This window comes from Micromonospora luteifusca, from assembly GCF_016907275.1.
Lineage (GTDB): Bacteria > Actinomycetota > Actinomycetes > Mycobacteriales > Micromonosporaceae > Micromonospora > Micromonospora luteifusca.
The window spans coordinates 3,253,567-3,272,144 of record NZ_JAFBBP010000001.1; the positions used below are offsets into that span (position 1 = coordinate 3,253,567).

At 70.7% G+C, this 18,578-nt stretch carries 17 protein-coding genes and 1 tRNA gene; 10 read left to right on the plus strand and 8 right to left on the minus strand.

The annotated features are described in order from the left end of the window. Positions 1–4: 4 nt before the first annotated feature. Positions 5–406, plus strand: coding sequence for a hypothetical protein (locus tag JOD64_RS14590; RefSeq protein WP_204942731.1), 402 nt, complete (start codon positions 5–7; stop codon positions 404–406). Here the strand turns inward: JOD64_RS14590 and JOD64_RS14595 are convergent. Next, positions 374–973: a hypothetical protein gene (locus JOD64_RS14595; protein WP_204942732.1), complete on the minus strand. Its 600-nt coding sequence runs from the start codon at positions 971–973 to the stop codon at positions 374–376. The two genes, JOD64_RS14590 and JOD64_RS14595, sit on opposite strands and share 33 nt — an antisense overlap. A 217-nt stretch (positions 974–1,190) precedes the next feature. Here JOD64_RS14595 and JOD64_RS14600 point away from each other — a divergent pair, with 217 nt between their 5' ends. After that, the gene (locus JOD64_RS14600; protein ID WP_204942733.1) at positions 1,191–3,062 is read left to right on the plus strand and encodes a S8 family peptidase; all 1,872 of its coding nucleotides are present in this window, start codon (positions 1,191–1,193) and stop codon (positions 3,060–3,062) included. A gap of 66 nt (positions 3,063–3,128) precedes the next feature. Here JOD64_RS14600 and JOD64_RS14605 read toward each other — a convergent pair whose 3' ends face one another. The 3 genes from JOD64_RS14605 to JOD64_RS14615 form a co-directional block, all read right to left on the minus strand. Then, positions 3,129–3,950, minus strand: a complete 822-nt coding sequence (locus JOD64_RS14605; protein WP_204942734.1) for a WecB/TagA/CpsF family glycosyltransferase — start codon at positions 3,948–3,950, stop codon at positions 3,129–3,131. Next, positions 3,932–5,047, minus strand: a complete 1,116-nt coding sequence (locus JOD64_RS14610; protein ID WP_204942735.1) for an NAD-dependent epimerase/dehydratase family protein — start codon at positions 5,045–5,047, stop codon at positions 3,932–3,934. The genes JOD64_RS14605 and JOD64_RS14610 overlap by 19 nt, the downstream gene beginning before the upstream one ends. 64 nt (positions 5,048–5,111) lie before the next feature. Beyond that, positions 5,112–5,197: transfer RNA gene (locus JOD64_RS14615), tRNA-Leu, on the minus strand. Between the two features lie 206 nt (positions 5,198–5,403). Between JOD64_RS14615 and JOD64_RS14620 the strand changes: the two genes are divergently transcribed. From JOD64_RS14620 to JOD64_RS14655, 8 genes are all read left to right on the plus strand, one after another. After that, positions 5,404–6,192 (plus strand): FHA domain-containing protein, encoded by a 789-nt coding sequence (locus tag JOD64_RS14620; RefSeq protein ID WP_007454122.1) that lies wholly within the window; start codon positions 5,404–5,406, stop codon positions 6,190–6,192. 6 nt (positions 6,193–6,198) lie between these two features. Next, positions 6,199–6,684 (plus strand): FHA domain-containing protein FhaB/FipA, encoded by a 486-nt coding sequence (locus JOD64_RS14625; RefSeq protein WP_110562905.1) that lies wholly within the window; start codon positions 6,199–6,201, stop codon positions 6,682–6,684. Then, positions 6,681–8,147, plus strand: a complete 1,467-nt coding sequence (locus tag JOD64_RS14630; RefSeq protein WP_204942736.1) for a PP2C family protein-serine/threonine phosphatase — start codon at positions 6,681–6,683, stop codon at positions 8,145–8,147. Before JOD64_RS14625 ends, JOD64_RS14630 begins: the two co-directional genes overlap by 4 nt. A 30-nt stretch (positions 8,148–8,177) precedes the next feature. Next, positions 8,178–9,668, plus strand: a complete 1,491-nt coding sequence (locus JOD64_RS14635; protein WP_204942737.1) for an FtsW/RodA/SpoVE family cell cycle protein — start codon at positions 8,178–8,180, stop codon at positions 9,666–9,668. Further along, positions 9,665–11,170 carry a peptidoglycan D,D-transpeptidase FtsI family protein gene (locus JOD64_RS14640; RefSeq protein WP_204942738.1) on the plus strand — a complete coding sequence of 502 codons (1,506 nt, stop codon included), beginning with the start codon at positions 9,665–9,667 and terminating at the stop codon, positions 11,168–11,170. Before JOD64_RS14635 ends, JOD64_RS14640 begins: the two co-directional genes overlap by 4 nt. 1 nt (position 11,171) lies before the next feature. Further along, on the plus strand, positions 11,172–12,569 hold the full coding sequence (locus JOD64_RS14645; RefSeq protein WP_204942739.1) for a serine/threonine-protein kinase: 1,398 nt from the start codon (positions 11,172–11,174) through the stop codon (positions 12,567–12,569). Further along, the gene (gene pknB / locus JOD64_RS14650) at positions 12,566–14,383 is read left to right on the plus strand and encodes a Stk1 family PASTA domain-containing Ser/Thr kinase (protein ID WP_204942740.1); all 1,818 of its coding nucleotides are present in this window, start codon (positions 12,566–12,568) and stop codon (positions 14,381–14,383) included. The genes JOD64_RS14645 and pknB overlap by 4 nt, the downstream gene beginning before the upstream one ends. A 93-nt stretch (positions 14,384–14,476) precedes the next feature. Beyond that, a complete protein-coding gene (locus tag JOD64_RS14655; protein WP_307813407.1) occupies positions 14,477–15,109 on the plus strand; it encodes a SanA/YdcF family protein in 633 nt (210 codons plus the stop codon). Between the two features lie 46 nt (positions 15,110–15,155). Here the strand turns inward: JOD64_RS14655 and JOD64_RS14660 are convergent, their stop codons facing one another. The 4 genes from JOD64_RS14660 to JOD64_RS14675 are packed head-to-tail and all read right to left on the minus strand — an operon-like array spanning position 15,156 to position 18,448. Continuing rightward, on the minus strand, positions 15,156–15,806 hold the full coding sequence (locus JOD64_RS14660) for an aminodeoxychorismate/anthranilate synthase component II (protein WP_204942742.1): 651 nt from the start codon (positions 15,804–15,806) through the stop codon (positions 15,156–15,158). 2 nt (positions 15,807–15,808) lie between these two features. Then, the gene (locus JOD64_RS14665; protein ID WP_204942743.1) at positions 15,809–16,087 is read right to left on the minus strand and encodes a hypothetical protein; all 279 of its coding nucleotides are present in this window, start codon (positions 16,085–16,087) and stop codon (positions 15,809–15,811) included. Positions 16,088–16,091: 4 nt separating this feature from the next. Then, the gene (locus JOD64_RS14670; protein ID WP_204942744.1) at positions 16,092–17,651 is read right to left on the minus strand and encodes a class E sortase; all 1,560 of its coding nucleotides are present in this window, start codon (positions 17,649–17,651) and stop codon (positions 16,092–16,094) included. Continuing rightward, complete coding sequence (locus tag JOD64_RS14675) at positions 17,648–18,448, minus strand: DUF881 domain-containing protein (RefSeq protein ID WP_204942745.1); 801 nt, start codon at positions 18,446–18,448, stop codon at positions 17,648–17,650. The genes JOD64_RS14670 and JOD64_RS14675 overlap by 4 nt, the downstream gene beginning before the upstream one ends. Positions 18,449–18,578: the final 130 nt, after the last annotated feature.

The window sequence follows — 18,578 nt, forward strand, 5'->3', positions numbered from 1 at the left end:
ACGGATGACGACGATCGGGTCAGACAATCTCACCAACGGTCCGGGCAAACCGGAGCGGTTCGGTGGCAAGTACCGCGGAGCGCGTCGGGACACCGTGCTGACCGAGGTGGTTTCGACCGACCAGGACATGAGCGGGCGGGATGCGTCCGCCTCCGAGTCGGCGGACCCTCCGCTCTCGCTGCCTTCGCTGGACCCGAACCCGCTGGTCGAGCCGTCGTTTCCGCCGAGCGGCTGGCCGATGGAGTCCAGCGGGTCGCTGGCCGACCACCCTCTGCTGCGCGGCCTGTTGATGGAGCTGCCGCCGCGGGGCAGCGTGCCACCGCCGGGCTGGCTGGACCGCTGGTTCGAGGCGACCAGGGCGATCCTTGAGTTGCTATACGTGCAGGGGGCCGGCCGTCCGCGCTGATCGCGGAGCGTCGGGCTGGGCCCGTTCGGCGAACCGGCTGTGCCGTAGCGCGTGTCGGACACCGATGGCGAGCACCGTGAGCGCGCCGAGGGTGATCGCCGGCCCGGTGACACCGGGGTCGGCTCCGAGGTCGGTGCCCGCCGCCGCGATCAACGCCGGCACCGTGGCCAGGGCGGTCACCTGCAGTGGCAGGCCGACGAGCGGGTGGGCCGCGGCGGCGCGCAGCCCGTGCGGCGCAGGCGTGGCGGGGGCACTGGCGAACGCGCCCGCCCCGGCCCACAGCCGGCGGATCCGCCGTAGGGAGCAGACCGCAGCCACGAGCGCCGGGCCGGCGACCAGGGTGAGCCCGGCGGCGGCCCGGTCGACCGGCGCGGTGCCGGCACTGAACAGGCCGCCGCCGAGCACGGTCGCGGTGAGCGCCACGCCGGTGAGGGCCAGCACCAGCAACCATCCGGTACGCCGGCGCAGCATGCGGGTGTTGTGCAGCCGGGGAAGCCCGTCGGCGACGACGCCAGCGGCCAGCCAGACGGCGGCAATCGGAAGCAGGATGGTGAGCTGACTCTCCATGTTCGAGAGTCTTTCCCGAATCGTGGCGGGGCGAATCGGGGCCGGTCCCCCGTTCACCCCGGACGCCAGGCCCGTAGGGGGCCATCCCACCGAGGTTATGGACGTTTCGACATGTCCAACTGCCGAGTCACTGACTTACCCTCAGCTAGATCGGCAATTGTCGATTGATGTTGGGGCCGGTGGACACGTTCCGCCGCCGGTCAGAGGGAGGTAGGAGATGGGTCTTCCACGAAGGTCCGTACTGGTCGGGGTGGCCATGGCGACCGTGCTGGCCGTCGGCACCCCGGCCCTGGCCGCCGAACCCGCCGGTGCGGTCAGGGCGGCCGGCGGAGCCACTGCCGTGCCGGACAGCTACATCGTCGTTCTCAAGGACAGCGCGGTGGCCCGCGACCGCGTCGGCGACACCGCGAAGCGACTCTCCGGCCGGCACGGCGGCAAGGTGGCCCGCACCTACAGCGCGGCGCTGCGCGGTTTCGAGGTCACGGTGAGCGCGGCCGCAGCCGCGCGGATCGCCGCCGACCCGGCGGTGGCGTACGTCGAGCAGAACCACACCGTGTCCATCTTCGGGACGCAGACCAACCCACCCTCCTGGGGTCTGGACCGGATCGACCAGCGGAACCTGCCCCTGAACAGCTCGTACACCTACCCGAACACGGCATCCAACGTTCGCGCCTACATCATCGACACCGGCGTGCTGTACGGGCACAACGACTTCGGCGGTCGGGCCGTCTCGGGCTTCGACGCGGTGGACGGCGGCTCCGCCGACGACTGCAACGGCCACGGCACACACGTGGCGGGCACGGTCGGCGGCTCGTCGTACGGTGTGGCCAAGGGCGTCCAGATCGTCGGCGTCCGGGTGCTCAACTGCCAGGGCAGCGGCACCAACGCCCAGGTGGTGGCCGGCATCGACTGGGTGACCGCGAACGCGGTCAAGCCGGCGGTGGCGAACATGAGCCTCGGTGGTGGCGCCAACAGTTCGATCGACACGGCCGTCAGCAACTCGATCAACTCCGGCATCACGTACGCGGTCGCCGCCGGCAACGGCAACACCCTCGGCGTCCGGCAGAACGCCTGCAACTACTCCCCGGCGCGAGTCGCCTCCGCGATCACCGTGGGTGCGACGCAGAACAACGACGCCGCCGCGAGCTTCTCCAACTTCGGCACCTGCGTGGACATCCTGGCCCCGGGCGTCAACATCACCTCGGCCTGGTACACCAGCAGCAGCGCGACGAACACCATCAGCGGCACCTCGATGGCATCGCCGCACGTCGCCGGCGTGGCGGCGCTGGCGCTGTCGGGGAATCCGTCCTGGAGCCCGCAGCAGGTGCGGGACTACCTGGTCAACAACTCCACCCCGAACGTGGTGACCAACGTCGGGACCGGCACCCCGAACCAGCTGCTCTACGTCGTGAACGGCACCCCGCCGGCCAACGACTTCTCGGTGTCGGTGTCGCCGACCTCCGGCTCCACCGCACCTGGTGGCTCGGTGACGGCCACCGTCGGCACGGCCACCACCGCTGGCTCCGCGCAGTCGGTCAGCCTCTCCGCCAGCGGCCTGCCGGCCGGCGCGACCGCGTCGTTCAGCCCGTCGACGGTGACGTCGGGCGGCTCGTCGACCCTCACCATCGCCACCTCGGCGAGCACCCCCGCCGGCAGCTACCCGGTCACGATCACCGGCAGCGGCGCGGCGGGCACCCGCACGGCCACCTACACGTTGACCGTGACCGGGTCGGGTGGCGGCGGATGCTCCGGCACCAACGGCACCGACGTCGCGATCCCGGACACCGGCGCCACGGTGAGCAGCTCGATCACGATCGCCGGCTGCAACCGCAACGCCTCGTCGAGCTCGACGATCGCGGTGAACATCGTGCACACCTTCCGCGGCGACCTGGTGATCGACCTGATCGCTCCGGACGGCTCGGCGTACCGGCTGAAGAACAGCAGCTACTTCGACAGCGCCGACAACGTGAACACGACCTACACCGCCAACGTCTCCAGTGAGGCGGCGAACGGCACCTGGCGACTGCAGGCGCGGGACGTCTACGCCGGTGACACCGGCTACATCAACACCTGGACCCTGACCCTCTGACCGGCCGCCGACGACCGAGGCCCCACTCGGCTTGCCGGGTGGGGCCTCGTGTCGTACGGATCGGGATCAGACCGTGAAGGTGGCCGGCCGCTCGGTGGCCGGGGCCGGCGGGCGAGCCTTCCACAGGCCGACCTTCTGGGCGGCGAGCCGGCTCAGGTAGGCCGGGTTGAGGATGACGTAGCGGCGCCAGAGCCTCTTCGGCTCCAGACCAAGACGCCAGAACCACTCCAGGCCAGCACGCTGCATCCACGGCGGGGGCTGGCGCAGCAGCCCGGCGTGGTAGTCGAAGGCCGCACCGACCGCCATCAGCGGCATGTCGAGCAGCGGTCGCATGGCGTACGCGAAGACCTCCTGGCGCGGGCAGCCGAGCCCGACCAGGACCAGCCGGGCACCGCTGGACCGGATCCGGTCGGCGATCTCGGCGTCCTCACCTGGCTGGACGGCACGAAACTTGGACGGCTCCACCCCGGCGATCTTCAGTGCGGGGAACATCCGCTCCAGGGCCGGGATCAACCTGGCGAGGGTCTCCTCGGTCGAGCCGTACAGGTAGACCGGCAGCCCCTCGTCGGCGAAGCGCGACAGCACGTGCAGGGTCAGCGTCGGCCCGTAGACCCGGTCGGTGAGCCCGGCGTGGTGCAGCAGGTTGAGCGCCCAGCGCACCGGCTGCCCGTCCGGCGTGACCACGTCGAAGGAGTTGAGCCGCGCGTTGTGCGCCCGGTCCAACACCCCGGTCATCACGCCGTGCACGGCCAGCGCGGTCAGCGCGAACGGGCGCCGCTCGTGTGCCGCGGTCACCACCGCATCGGTCGCGGTCGCGTAGTCGGTGGCGTCGACCAGGACGCCGAGCACGTTGCGCTTGGTCCGCGTGGTCATGCCGTGGGCACCCATTTGTCGACGTTGGCCTCGTAGATCTCCTGCAGGATCATCGGCACGTCGTATGTGATCTTCCAGTCCGGGTACTGCGCCTCGAACCGGGCCATGCTGCTGACGTACCACTGGTGGTCGCCGGTGCGGTTCTGCTCGACGTAGTTGATCCGCGCCTCGCGGCCGGTGATCCCCTCCGCGATCCGGAACGCCTCGATGTGGGAGGTGTTGGAGTGCCGGCCGCCACCGAGGTTGTAGACCTCCGCGGATCGCGGAGCCCGGAAGAACGCCTCGAACGCGGTCAGCACGTCGCGCGAGTGGATCGCGTCCCGGACCATCTTGCCCTTGTAGCCGAACAGGTTGTATGTCCGGCCTTCCATGACACAGCGCATCAGGTAGGCCAGGAACCCGTGCAGCTCGGCCGCCGAGTGCGCCGGACCGGTCAGCGTGCCGCCCCGGAAGCAGGCGGTCTTCATGTCGAAGTAGCGGCCGTACTCCTGGACCATCACGTCTGCGGCGACCTTGGAGGCGCCGAAGACCGAGTGCAGCGAGTGGTCGATCGACATCTCTTCGGTGATGCCCTCGTACCAGCGGTGGTCCTCGGGCAGTTCGTACCGTGTCTCCAGCTCGATCAGCGGCAGGCTGTTGGGCCGGTCGCCGTAGACCTTGTTGGTCGAGCAGTGGATGAACGGCGCGTCGATCGCGTGCCGGCGGGTGTTCTCCAGGATGTTGAGCGTGCCGCCAGCGTTCACGTCGAAGTCCGTGTACGGCTCCTTGGCTGCCCAGTCGTGGCTCGGCTGGGCAGCGCTGTGGATCACCACGGCGATGTCCTTGCCGTACTTCTTGAACACCTGCTCCAGGCCGTCCCGGTCCCGGATGTCCACCGCGAAATGGGTGTACGCGTTGCCCAGGTCGCGCCCGAGCCGCTCAAGGCTCCAGGATGTGGAGCCGTCCTCGCCGAAGAAATACCGGCGCATGTCGTTGTCGATGCCGACGACGTCCAGACCGAGGCCGGCAAAGTGCCGGACCGCCTCGGAGCCGATCAGGCCACCCGACCCTGTCACCAACGCGACACTCACACGCCACTCCCGGTCCATCGGAGGCAGAATCCATCGCAGCATAGCGTGACGCCCGGCACGCCCCGATATGACGGAAGGGCCCCGCGTAGTGCGGAGCCCTCGTCGTTGGTGGGGATGGGGGGAGTTGAACCCCCACGCCCTTTCGGGCACACGGACCTGAACCGTGCGCGTCTGCCATTCCGCCACATCCCCGTGGCACGACCCGGAACACTGTAGCCGCCCGGGCCCGCTGTCTCCAGCGGGCCCCGGGAATACTACGCTGTCCCAGGCGCTCGCCACGAGCGATTACCGTTCGTGGCGGACGAAAGATTAGCACGACAGACCCGGCCCTTCCGAACGGGTCGAGAGCAGGCGGCCGAGCGGCGTGTGAGCTGCGCGCGCGCCGGCCGGATACCATCATGTCCTCGGGACCCGAGGAGGAGCCGGTGAGCGTGCTGCAACGCTTCGAGAAGCGTCTGGAAGGCCTGGTCGAAGGGGCCTTCGCCAAGGTCTTCAAAGGGGTGGTCCACCCCGTGGAGATCCTCAACGCCATGCAGCGGGAGGCCGAGGCGCACAAGGCGATCCTGGCCGGTGGGCGCACGTTGGTGCCCAACCGCTACGTGATCGATCTCTCGCCGTTCGACCACAGTCGGCTGGCGCCGTACGCCGCTGCCCTGGCCCAGGAGTTGGCCCAGTCGCAGGCGGAGTTCATCGGCGAGCAGGCGTGGACGGTCTATGGCGACGTGATCGTCGAGATCGAGCGAGGCGAGGGCCTGGACACGGGCATGTTCCGTGTCACGGCCGAGGTCTACACCGGTGGCGAGGTCGCCCCGGTGTCGGCACCCGGCTACGACGCCGGCCCGCCCGCCTACCCCGCGTACGACCAGGGTGGTGGCTACGGCCCGCCGCCAGGGCACGGCGGCGGTCGCAACGTGCGGCTGGTTTCCGGTGACGGTCGCACCTACCCCCTCCAGATGGGGTCGACGGTGATCGGTCGCGGCGACCAGGCCAATCTGCGCCTGCCGGACGTCGGCATCTCCCGGCGACACGCCCGGTTGGATTTCGACGGGGGGCAGGTCGTGCTGACCGACCTGGGGTCGACCAACGGCACCATGGTCAACGGGCAGCGGGTCTCCGCCGTCGCACTCAACCCCGGTGACATGGTCCAGCTCGGCACCACGACGCTGACCTTCCGCGTGGACGGCTGACCCGCCTTGCCGGAACTGGTCATCACCGTTGCCCGGTTCGGATTCCTGATCCTGCTGTGGATCTTCGTGTTCACGGTGGTCGGCGTGATCCGTCGGGATCTCTTCGCGGGCGCCCGGTCCGGTCGCCTGGTGGCCGCACCGCGCGCGGTGGGCGCCTCGACGGGGCAGGCGGCGAAGCCGGCGAAGGTGAAGCGGGGTAGGGCGGCACACCAGATGGTGGTGACAGCCGGTCAGCTGGCCGGCACCAGGATCACTCTCGGTGAAGCGCAGATCACCATTGGTCGGGCTGAGGACTCCACCCTGGTCATCACCGACGACTACGCCTCCGCGCGACACGCCCGGCTCGTGCCGCGCGACGGGCAGTGGTACGTCGAGGACCTCGGCTCGACTAACGGCACGTACCTAGATCGCGCTAAGGTCACCGGACCAACCCCCGTCCCCCTCGGCGTGCCGATCCGGATCGGCCGCACTTCCCTCGAATTACGGCCATGACTCTGACCCTGCGCTATGCGGCCCACAGCGACCGCGGTCTGATCCGAGACGGCAATCAAGACTCCGTCTACGCCGGGCCGCGGCTACTCGCCGTTGCCGACGGCATGGGCGGCATGGCCGCCGGTGACGTCGCCAGCAACATCGTCATCGGTGCCATGGCGCCGCTCGACGAGGACGTCCCGGGGGACGCCCTCGTCGATGCGTTGCGTTCGGCCGTGGGCACCGCCAACCAACAACTCCGCGACACGGTGGACGCCAACCCGCAGTTGGAGGGGATGGGCACCACGCTGACGGCGACCCTCTTCACCGGCAGCAAACTGGGCATGGTCCACATCGGCGACTCGCGGGCCTACCTGCTGCGCAACGGCGAATTCGCGCAGATCACCAAGGACGACACGTACGTCCAGATGCTCGTCGACGAAGGCCGGATCAGCGCCGAGGAGGCGAGCAGCCACCCGCAGCGGTCACTGCTCACCCGGGCCCTGGACGGCCGGGACATCGACCCGGAGTACTCGGTGCGCCAGGTGCTCCCCGGCGACCGGTACCTGATCTGCAGCGATGGCCTGTCGGGTGTGGTCAGCGCCGAAACCATCGGCGACACGCTGCGGGAGTACACCGACCCGCAGCAGTGTGTCGAGCGACTGGTGCAGCTCGCGCTGCGCGGCGGTGGACCGGACAACATCACGGTGATCATCGCCGATGCCACGGATCAGGACATCGTCGAGGCCAGCCCGATCGTGGGCGGTGCCGCCGCGCGGGACCGGGGCATGGCAACCTCCGCCGACGACTCCACTCCGGCCGCCCGGGCCTCGGCGCTCGCCGCGCCGCGCCCGGCCGCGCCCGAGGAGCCGGCGGCCTCGGACGACGAACCGGACCGGCCGAAGCGCCGCCCGGTGCGGACCGCCGCCATGGCGCTGGCACTGCTGGTGATCATCGGCGGAGGCGCCTTCGCGGGCTGGACGTACACCCAGCGGCAGTACTACGTGGGAGCCACCGAGGAGGGGCAGGTCGCCGTCTTCCGTGGCGTCCAGGGTCAGATCGCCGGCATGGACCTCTCCACCGTGCACCGCCGCAGCGGCACCCGACTGGACGACCTCACGGTCGCTGCTCAGGACACGGTCAAGGTCGGCATTCGGGCCAAGAGTGAGCCGGACGCCGAGCGTCAGCTCGCCGAGCTGACCAGCGACACCCCGAGCAACCCCAACCTGAAGCCGCTCTGCCCGCTCGACCCGACCGCCGCGGTGGGTGGCACGCCCACGCCCACGCCCGTGCCGACCGATACGACGCCGACCCCGAACGGCAGCCCGAGCGCCAACGTGTCGGCGACCCCCAACGGGGTTGTCAGCGCGAGCCCGACCGACGCTGCCAGCGCCGCTGTCGGCCCGACCACCACACCCGACGTCACGCCCTCCGACTCGGCCACGCCGGCGCTCGACCCGGCCGGCTGCCGGTCTCCTGAGTGAGCGTCGGCTGAGATCCCGAGGACTCCACCCGTGACCGTAGCGGCCACACCGGCATCCTCGCCCGCGACCGCGGGCGAGCAGTCCGGCGTACGCCTGGCGCGGTCGCGCCGCAACGCCGAACTGTCCCTGCTGCTGCTCGCCATGGCGTTGGTGGCCGCGTACGGCGCGACCGTCGAGGCGAACCTGCTGGACACGGTCACCCCGGACTTCTGGATGCCCGCCGCCGCGCTCGGTGTGGTCTTCCTCGGTCTGCACCTGGTCATCCGGTTCCTGGCCCCGTTCGCCGACCCGGCCCTGCTGCCGGCGGTGGCCCTGCTCAACGGGCTCGGGGTGGGCTTCCTCCGCCGGATCGACCTGGGCGAAGCCCCGGTCGCCGACCGGGAGAGCCTGGCCACCTTCGCGGGGCAGGGCGGGCGTCAGTTGGCCTGGACGCTCGCCTCGGTGATCCTCGCCGCCGTCCTGCTCGCCGTCATGCGTGACCACCGATCGATCTCCCGGTACGCGTACACCCTGGGGTTGGCCGGCATCGTGCTGGTGATGCTCCCGGCGGTGCTGCCGCCCAGCATCTCCGAGCGAAACGGTGCCAGGCTGTGGATCCAGGTCGCCGGTTTCTCCATTCAGCCGGGTGAGTTCGCCAAGTTGGCGCTGCTGGTCTTCTTCGCCTACTACCTGGTCCGCAAGCGCGAGGTGCTGTCGCTGGCCAGCCGGCGATTCCTCGGCATCGACTTCCCGCGCGGGCGCGACCTCGGCCCGGTGGTCGGGGTCTGGCTGATCAGCGTCCTGGTGCTGGTCTTCGAGAAGGACCTGGGCACCTCGCTGCTCTACTTCGGCATGTTCGTGGTGACGCTCTACATCGCCACCGAACGGGTCAGCTGGCTGCTGATCGGCCTGGTGCTCTTCTTCGGTGGCGCGTACCTCGCCTACGTCCTCGGCGAGACGGTCGGCGGTCCGTTCGCCAACTTCTACCTGCGCGCCGAGATCTGGCTCGACCCGTTCGCCGATCCGACCGACAAGGGCTACCAGTTGGTGCAGGGGCTGCTCGCGCTCGGCACCGGCGGCCTCTTCGGTGCCGGCCCGGGCGGCGGGCAGCCCGGGCTTCTGCCCGAGGTGCAGAACGACTTCATCTTCGCCGGCATCGGTGAGGAGCTCGGCCTCTTCGGGCTCTCCGCGCTGCTGGTCGTCTACCTGCTGATCGTGGAGCGAGGGCTGCGTGCCGCGCTCGCGGTGCGGGACTCGTTCGGCAAGCTGCTCGCCGGTGGTCTCGCGTTCACCCTCGGCCTGCAGGTCTTCGTGATCGTCGGCGGGATCAGCAAGCTCATCCCGCTGACCGGTCAGACCACCCCGTTCCTGTCCGCCGGTGGTTCGTCACTGATGGCGAACTGGCTGCTCATCGCGGTGTTGCTGCGGGTCTCCGACGGAGCCCGTCGGCCGGTCACGGGGGCCGGCGGCAAAGCGCCCCGGCCCGCCGCCGGCCCGCCCGAGCAGCTGCACGGTGCTCCCACGGAGGTGATCAAGCCGTGAACGCACCCCTGCGCCGTGTCGGCGTCGTCGTCATGGTCCTGTTCGGTCTGCTCTTCGCGAACCTCAACTGGATCCAGGCCTACAAGGCCGACGAATACCGCACCAGTGACTACAACGACCGGGTTCAGGTTGCCGACTACAAGCGCAAGCGCGGCAACATCGAGGCTGGCGGCACGGCAGTGGCCACCAGCAAGGAGACCACTGGCACCCTGAAGTTCCTCCGCACCTACCCGGGCGGCGCCGAGTACGCCCACGTGCTCGGCTACAAGCCGGTCAACCTTTCGGACCAGGGCATCGAGCGGGTGGAGAACGACTTCCTGGCCGGCACCAGCGACCAGTTGATCGGCGACCGGTTGAAGGACATGTTCACCGGCGACGACAGCGGTGGTGGCAACGTGCTGCTCACGCTCTCCAAGAAGGCTCAGGACGCGGCGTACAACCAGCTGCGCAACAACCAGGTGGGGGCGAAGAAGGGCGCGGCGATCGCCATCGACCCGCGTACCGGCGCGGTGCAGGCGCTCGTCTCCATGCCCAGCTTCGACCCGAACCCGCTGGCCAGCCACGACACCACCGAGGCGGCTGCGGCGTTCAACAAGTTGGAACAGGACCCGGCCGGTCCGCTGAAGAACCGCGCGCTCTCCGAGACGCTGCCCCCGGGCTCCACCTTCAAGATCGTGGTGGCCGCGGCAGCACTGGAGAACGGCATCACCAAGACGACCCAGATCCCGGCCGGTCCCAGTTGGACCCCGCCCACCTCGGGCAGCCCGATTCGCAACGCCGAGGCGTCGATCTGCCCGGAGCCGAAGGTCACCCTGCTGGCAGCGGTCACCGAATCCTGCAACACCGGCTTCGCCCAGCTCGGCGTGCAGCTCGGCGCCAACGTCATCAAGGAGAAGGCCCGACAGTTCGGCTTCGAACAGGAGGACCTGACCGTCGGTGAGCTCGGTGAGGGCGGCCTGCCCACGGCGGCCAGCCGGACCGGCACCATCCAGAACGCCGACGGCGGGGACGACCCGGCCGCGCTCGCCCAGTCCTCGATCGGGCAGCGGGACGTCCGGATGACCCCGCTGGAAGGCGCCATGATCGCTGCCTCGGTCGCCCACAACGGCAGCCAGATGCGGCCGTACCTGGTGCGGCAGTTGCTCGCGCCGGATCGGACCACCAGCTACTACACCGCCAAGGCACGGGAGCTGCGCCAGCCGGTCAGCCCGCAGGTCGCCTCCGACCTGCGCGACATGATGGTCAGCGTTGTCCAGAACGGCACCGGCAAGAAGGCCGCGATCAGCGGCTACACGGTCGGCGGCAAGACCGGCACCGCTCAGTCCGCTCCGGACCGGCCCGACCACGGCTGGTTCATCGGCTTCGCGCTGGACAAGAACGGCACGCCGATCTCGGCGGTCTGCGTGATGCTCGAACAGGCCGGCCCCGGCGGCAGCGCCGAGGCAGCTCGGATCGCCGGCCAGATCATGAAAGCCGCGATCGCCGACCCCGGGGGTCGCTGACATGCTCAGCCCCGGTGTCCAGCTCGGCAACCGCTACCGCCTCGACGAGCGGATCGCCAGCGGCGGCATGGGCGACGTCTGGCGCGGCACCGATCAGGTGCTCGGCCGGACGGTCGCGGTGAAGAGCTTGCTCCCCGCGCTGCTCGACGACCCGGACTTTGCCGAGCGGTTCCGCGGCGAGGCCCGCACCATGGCCACCATCAACCACCCCGGCGTGGTGGACGTCTACGACTTCGGCAACGACCAGCAGATCGCGTTCCTGGTCATGGAGTACGTCGAGGGTGACGCCCTGTCGTCCACGCTGAGCCGGGTCGGCCGGCTCACCCCGGCCCGGACGATGGCCCTCGTCGCGCAGGCCGCGGACGCGTTGCACGCTGCGCACGAGAAGGGCATCGTGCACCGCGACGTTAAGCCGGGCAACCTCCTCGTCCGGCCGAATGGCACGCTGGTGCTGACCGACTTCGGCATCGCCCGCTCCGACCTGGTCGGCCAGCTCACCGCAGCCGGCTCGGTGCTCGGCACCGCCTCGTACATCTCGCCCGAGCAGGCCACCGGTGGCGTGGCCACCCCCGCGTCGGACGTCTACGCGCTGGGCGTGGTCGCCTACCAGTGCCTCGCCGGGCGGCGCCCGTTCGAGGGCGACAACCCGCTCGACATCGCGATGCGGCACGTCCGGGAAGCTCCCCGGCCGCTGCCCGCCGACATCCCCCCGCAGGTGCGCGCGGTGGTGGAACGGGCGTTGGCCAAGGACCCGGCCGCCCGTTGGCCGAGCGCCGCCGCGCTCGCCGGGGTCGCCCGCCAACTCAAGGCCGCGCTCTCCCAGCAGGCCAGGGCCGCCGGCAACTCCGGGCCCGTCTCCGCGGCGCCGGCATCGCCTGCGGCGCCCGGTCGGGCCCAGGTGCCGCAGGCGCACCAAATGCGCCCGCCAGGTGCCCGCCCGCCAGCCGCCGGGTTGAGGCCGACCGCGGTCGCGCCGGCCCAGCAGCCGCGCCCCACCGCCGTCGCGCCGGCCGCCCGGCCGCCGGTCGCACCGAACGGATACCCACGCGGTGCCGCAGCGGTGCCGTCAGCACCGCCCCACCAGCAACCGGCGGCGTACGCCCGGCCGGCCGGCCCGTCGGTGCCGTCACCCGAGCCCCGCCGGTCCCGGCCCGGGATGGTGCTTCTCGCCATCCTGTTGGCCGTGCTGGTCCTGCTCTGCTCCGGCGTGATTTCCTACAACCTGCGGAAGCAGTCGCAGGCCGGTGAACGCGCCGGGTTGACTCCGCGCGCCGTGACGTCCGGCGCGCTACGACTCGACGGACGCGACGATCCGGCCCGGACGTCGTACCGTCGGGAGATACGACTCCAGCCGGGCGACGGCGGGACGACGACGAGCGAAGGACGACAGACGCGATGACAGCGCAGGCCCGCCTGCTCGGTGGCAGGTACCAGGTCGGCGAGCTGCTCGGCTACGGCGGCATGGCCGAGGTGCACCGCGGTCGCGATCTCCGGCTCGGTCGGGACGTCGCGATCAAGATGCTCCGTACCGACCTGGCCCGGGACGCGACGTTCCAGATGCGGTTTCGTCGGGAGGCGCAGAACGCCGCCTCGCTCAACCACCCGGCGATCGTGGCGGTCTACGACACCGGTGAGGAAACAGCACCGACCGGCGAGACGCTGCCGTTCATCGTGATGGAGTTCGTCAACGGTCGGACCTTGAAGGAGGTTCTCGGCGCCGAGGGTCGCTTGCAGCCGCGCCGGGCGTTGGAGATCTGCGCCGACATGTGCGCCGCGCTGGAGTTCAGCCACCGGCACGGCATCATCCACCGGGACATCAAGCCCGGCAACGTGATGCTCACCCAGACCGGCCAGGTCAAGGTGATGGACTTCGGTATCGCCCGGGCGCTGGCCAGCGGCGCGACCACCATGACGCAGACCAGCGCGGTGATCGGTACCGCGCAGTACCTCTCCCCGGAGCAGGCGCGCGGCGAGGCCGTCGATGCCCGCTCCGACGTGTACGCGGCCGGCTGCGTGCTCTTCGAGTTGGTCTGCGGGCACCCGCCGTTCGTCGGGGACAGCCCGGTCAGCGTCGCCTACCAGCACGTCCGGGAGACGCCGCCGACGCCGAGCGACATCAACCCGGACGTCACCCCGGCCGTCGACGCGATCGTCTTGAAGGCGCTGTCGAAGAACCCGCTCAACCGCTACCAGAGCGCCGGCGAGATGCGTGCCGACCTGCTCCGCGCTGCCGCCGGCCGGCCCGTGTTGGCCACCCCGGTGCTGCGCGAGGCGGAGACGGTGGCGATGGCACCGGCCGCCGGCCGGGGCGGCTATCCGGCTCCCGCCGGTGGGCCGCAGACCGGGCAGATGGCCCGGGTGGGCGATCCGCGCCAGCGCAAGGCGTCCTCCTGGTTGATCGCGACGTTCAGCGCGGTGGGTGTGCTGGCGGTGATCGCCCTGGTCGCCGCCCTGCTCTGGAGCCAACAGCAGAACAAGGCCAACCAGGCGGTGCCCACCCTTGTCGGTAAGAGTCAGGCCGCCGCGGTCACCGAGATCCGTAACGCCAAACTTCAGCCGCAGGTGGGCGACTCTGTCCTGGCCAACGACTGCACGAAGGGCACCGTCGCCCAGCAGAATCCTCCGCCGGGCACTCGGCTGAAGCAGGCCAGCACGGTGACCATCCAGCTCTGTGGCGGCAAGCCCGACGTGAAGATCCCTCCTCGCCTGGTCAACTCCCAGTTCGAGAACGTCAAGCCCCAGCTCGAGGATCTGGGGTTGGTGGTCCAGCCGAAGGAAGTGGACAACCCGGCACAGAAGGGCATCGTCCTCAAGCTGACCCCGCCGTCGGGGACCACCGTTGCGCAGGACACTACGGTGATCGTCGAGGTTTCCAAGGGCAACGTCAGCAAGGTGCCCAACGTGATCAACTCGACGCAGGACGAGGCCGCCCAGGAGCTTCGCGAGGCGGGCTACGATGTCGAGATCCGCGACGGTGACGAGGTGCCGGCCGACCAGGCCGGCCGGGTCCAGAAGCAGAGTCCGAATGCGGGCACCGAACTGGCCAAGGGCAGGAAAGTGACCATCGAGGTCGGCATTCCGGAGAAGGTCGTCGAACCGTCGCCCACCGGCACGCCGACCAGCACGCCGTCGGGCACGCCAACTACGCCCGGCGGCGGTGGCGGCATCGGTCTGCCGTTCCCGCCCCAACCGACCCGGCTTCCCGAGGACTAGGCCGGCACCCCGGTCCCGGACCTCGGTATGAGTGACGCGGAAGCTACCGGTGTCGAGTCGGTGGTGAGCCGACCGCCTCGACGCCTCAGGCGCGTGGCCATCCTGGGTGCCGTCGTGCTGCTGCTCGTCAGTCTTCCGTGGCTGTGGACGACGCTCACCGCCCGCGGTCACGTGTACGCCGAGGCCGAAGCTCCGGCCGCCGAAGTGGTGATCGTTCTCGGCACGGCCGTGGCGGCTGATCGGCAACGGCCGGGGGACCGGCTGGCCGGCCGCCTGGAGACCGCCGCCGAGTTGGTGACGAGCGGGCGGGCCAAGGTCGTGCTCGTGTCGGGCGATGGTGGTGGCACGTCAGGTGACGAGCCGGCGGTCATGACGTCGTACCTCACCAAGCTTGGCGTCGACGCACGTCGGGTGGTATCCGACCCGTTCGGCCTGGACACGTACGACAGCTGCGCCCGAGCGCGCGAGGTGTACGGCGTCGAGCGGGCCCTGATCGTGACCCAGTCCTACCACCTGTCGCGAGCGGTGACGTTGTGCCGGCATCTGGGCCTCGACGTCGACGGAGTCACCGCACGCTGCGACGGTTGCGGGTCCTTCCTGCTCGCCGAGAAGTCCGTCCGGGACTACTTCGCCAGTGGCAAAGCGGCGTTGGACGCGGTCCGGGACCGCGCGCCGGCCGTCCGCTCGCCTGCGGATCCGGCGGTTCAGGACGCGCTGCGGGGCTGATCCGGCGGCGTGCCGTCCCTGGGACCGGTGAACGAGCGGCGGGGCCTCAGGTGGTGGCGAAGGCGGCCCGGCGACGGGCGTCGACCTCGGCGGCGAGCGCGGGTGCGCGCTCCAGCGCCTCCTGGTGACCGCAACTGGCCAGCCAGTTGGCCAACATCAGGTGGCCGCCCTCGGTCAGCACCGACTCCGGGTGGAACTGGACGCCCTCGATGGGCAGCGTCCGGTGCCGCATCGCCATCACCACGCCGGAGCCGGTCCAACCGGTGACCTCCAGCTCGTCCGGAAGCGTCTCGGGCAACACCGCGAGCGAGTGGTACCGGGTGGCGGTGAACGGATCGGGCAGGCCGGCGAGCACACCGACCGCGTTGTGCCGTACCTCGGAGGTCTTGCCGTGCAGCAGCTCGGGGGCCCGCGTCACGGTCGCCCCGAAAGCCTCGCCGATCGCCTGGTGGCCGAGGCAGACGCCGAAGATCGGCAACTCGCCCGCGTACTTCCGGATGACGTCCAGACAGATGCCGGCCCGGTCGGGGCTGCCCGGCCCCGGTGAGAGCAGGATGCCGGCGGCGCCAACCTTGCCCACCTCGGCGATGTCGATCTCATCGTTGCGGCGGACCTCGCAGTCCACGCCGAGTTGGCCCAGATATTGCACGAGGTTGAAGACGAACGAGTCGTAGTTGTCGATCACCAGGACGCGCATGGTCACCTGCTCGGGGAGGACGGCGCGGGGTTGTTCTGGTCGGTGTCGTACGGCAGCTCGTGCTCATCGCCCGCCGGGGTCTCCCCGGTCACCGGGCCGCCGTCGCCCGGCTCTGCGGGGACACCGGACTCGACCTGCACGTCGTCGAACGGCAGCAGCGGCTCGGCCCACGGGAAGGCGACATACCAGAGCAGGGCCACCGTGGCGGCCACCAGAAGCACCGAGCCGATCAGCTTTCCGGCCAGGCCGAACGGCAGCTTGCGCCAGATGAACGCGTACATCGGGTCAGCCTCCCAGCTCGGCCGGGCGGCCCGCCGACTTGGGTTGGCTGCGGTCCAGCTCGGCGTGGATGATCAGACGCTGGTAGTTGTCGAACTTCGGGTTGCACGTGGTCAGGGTGAGCATCCGCTTGGTCGGCTTCTTGTCCGGTTCGCCGGGCACCGGCGCCACCACTTCGACCTGGGTCGGCTTGACGATCCGTGACCGCGACACCCGGTAGACGTACCAGTCGGTCTTGCTCTCGACCACGATCGCGTCGCCCTCGTCGAGCTCGTCCAGCCGCCAGAAGGTGGCCCGGTTGCGGTGGCCGGCGACCGAGAAGTTGCCGACCTGGCCGGGCAGTGCGCTGGCCGGGTAGTGGCCCGGGGCGTAGCGGATGTCGGCCTGGGTGACTCCCTCGACCACGACCCAGTTCTTGTCGAGCTTGGGGATGTGGAGGCCTGCGAGCGGCTTGCCGCGTACCGGTGGCGACGGTTTGACGCTCGGGCCGGCCGCCGTCGGGGCGACCGTCGGGTCGTCGGTCGGGCCCCAGGCCTGGTTCAGCTGGTTGTTGAGGTCGTTCTGGTGGGCGTCGACGATGGCCGACTTGCCCCAGACCTCGTAGCCGGCGAAGAGCAGCACCACCAGGCCAAAGGTGATCAGGACCTCGCCGGTGACGCGGATGCCGGTGCGCAGCCGGGAGCCGAGCGACGGGCGGGTGAGCTCGGAGTAGACGCTCTTGTAGCCCTCGCCGGTCTGGTGCGGCCGGAGTTGGACCACCCGCTCACCGCGCCTCGGCCGAGGAGGCTCGGCGGGGTTGTCGCCGCCACCGGTCGGCCCGTCGGGGACCGCCGAGCGGGGGACGGCACCCATCAGCGCGGTCGAGTCCATGGTTGGCGGCCGGGTGGTGGGTGTGGCGGGCACGGCCGGAATCAACGCGGTGGCGGCAGGGTCGGCGACCCGGTCCGGCCCACTGGGAGGGCCAGCGCCCGGCGCAGTGGGAGGGACACGGCCGGGCCCGGCCGGAGAGAGGCTGTCCTGCCCGGTCGCCGGCACGGCGTGGGGGGCGGCCGGTGAGACCGGAGCGGCCGGGGAGCCGGTCGGCCGGGTGGGCCGGGCGGCGATCTGGGGGATGAACGCGGTCGGCGAGTCAGCAAGCGGCGGCGTCGGAGGACCGGCCGGCTGACTCGGCGTGCCGGAGGTCGCCGGCCGGGTCGGCATCCCACCGGGCGTACCCGAAGGGGTCGGGGTGGCGCCCGGCGTGTCGCCGGTGGCTGGCGGCCGACTGGACGCTGCCGGTCGGGTGGACGCGGCCCCGGGCGCGGCCGGGTTGCCCGGCCACGGCGGTGGGGCGTCGCCACCCGGGCGGCCCGGGGTGTGGGTCGGGTCGGCGGTGCGCGGAGGCTCCGGCGTGGCTGGCGGGCGCGACGCACCGGGACGGGCGGGCAGCACCGGCTCGGGCCAGTTGCCGGCCGGGCTCGACCGACCAGGTGCCGGCTCAGGCCGGTCGACCTTGGGCAGGAATGCGGTCGGATCGTCGGTCTGGTCCCGGTGCCGTCCGTCGCGACGCTCGTCCGGGCCGCTCACTTGAGCACCTTCGCGGAGCGGAGGGCGGTCGAGTCTTCGAATGCGGGAACTCGCACCGTGGAGGCCGTCTCCTCGTAACCGAGCTGGTAGTCGTCGACCGCGTCCTTGAACAACCGGACTCCCTCAGAGCTGGCGAGGGCCTGCTGAAGGGCAGCGGGATCGCCGATTGCCACGATCTTGAACGGTGGGGAGTACACCCGGCCATGAAGCAGCAGGGTGTTACCGACGCAGCGTACCGCGCTGGTCGTGAGCACGCGGACGTTCATGATTGACATGGCCTCCGCTCTGCCGGCCCAGAGCGCGTTGACCACTGCCTGCACGTCCGCCTGATGCACCACCAGGTCGTCGTTGCTGGCGTCCGACTGGGTCCGGTCAAGTTGGGGCGCGTCGTTCAGCTCGACCGTGACTCCGGGCCCGCCGAGGGCGGTGAACCCGGCGGTCTGGAGGCTGCCCTGGGCGCGCTCCTGCTGATCCTTGATCGGGGCGTCCGAGTCGGCCAGCGTGTCGGTCCGTTGCTCGACCTCGCCGCGGAGGGTGGCGGCGCGGCGTTCGCTCGCGGCCACCTGCTCGCGCCGGTCCTCGATGAGTTGGTTGAGCTGGGGCCGTCGGTCCTCGCGCAGAGCGGTGCCGTCGGCGGTGGTCGCGCTGGTGGTGAAGAGCAGCCCTGCCGCGGCGGCGATCAGGGGCACCCCGATCGACCAGCCCGGTCGGCGTTGACGCGGTCGCCGGGGCAGCAGCCCGGCGGCGGCCCGTCGGAGGACCTTCTGCCAGGAGGTTGCGCCGGATGTGTACTCCACCGAGCGTTCCTTCCGCGTGTCAGGGATCGGTCCGTGCCGGCCGGGCCGGTGATGCGAACAGTCCCGCCTGTTTCGGTCACTCCGTGCACCGGCCTGACCCCATTCGTGGTCCGGGCGGCCAATCGGGACT

What these genes read in the sequence shown, in the direction of transcription:
- JOD64_RS14590 (WP_204942731.1), top strand. Translation starts at nt 5, where the DNA reads ATGACGACGATCGGGTCAGACAATCTCACCAACGGTCCGGGCAAACCG.
- JOD64_RS14595 (WP_204942732.1), bottom strand. Translation starts at nt 973, where the DNA reads ATGGAGAGTCAGCTCACCATCCTGCTTCCGATTGCCGCCGTCTGGCTG.
- JOD64_RS14600 (WP_204942733.1), top strand. Translation starts at nt 1,191, where the DNA reads ATGGGTCTTCCACGAAGGTCCGTACTGGTCGGGGTGGCCATGGCGACC.
- JOD64_RS14605 (WP_204942734.1), bottom strand. Translation starts at nt 3,950, where the DNA reads ATGGGTGCCCACGGCATGACCACGCGGACCAAGCGCAACGTGCTCGGC.
- JOD64_RS14610 (WP_204942735.1), bottom strand. Translation starts at nt 5,047, where the DNA reads ATGCTGCGATGGATTCTGCCTCCGATGGACCGGGAGTGGCGTGTGAGT.
- JOD64_RS14620 (WP_007454122.1), top strand. Translation starts at nt 5,404, where the DNA reads ATGTCCTCGGGACCCGAGGAGGAGCCGGTGAGCGTGCTGCAACGCTTC.
- JOD64_RS14630 (WP_204942736.1), top strand. Translation starts at nt 6,681, where the DNA reads ATGACTCTGACCCTGCGCTATGCGGCCCACAGCGACCGCGGTCTGATC.
- JOD64_RS14645 (WP_204942739.1), top strand. Translation starts at nt 11,172, where the DNA reads ATGCTCAGCCCCGGTGTCCAGCTCGGCAACCGCTACCGCCTCGACGAG.
- pknB (WP_204942740.1), top strand. Translation starts at nt 12,566, where the DNA reads ATGACAGCGCAGGCCCGCCTGCTCGGTGGCAGGTACCAGGTCGGCGAG.
- JOD64_RS14660 (WP_204942742.1), bottom strand. Translation starts at nt 15,806, where the DNA reads ATGCGCGTCCTGGTGATCGACAACTACGACTCGTTCGTCTTCAACCTC.
- JOD64_RS14665 (WP_204942743.1), bottom strand. Translation starts at nt 16,087, where the DNA reads ATGTACGCGTTCATCTGGCGCAAGCTGCCGTTCGGCCTGGCCGGAAAG.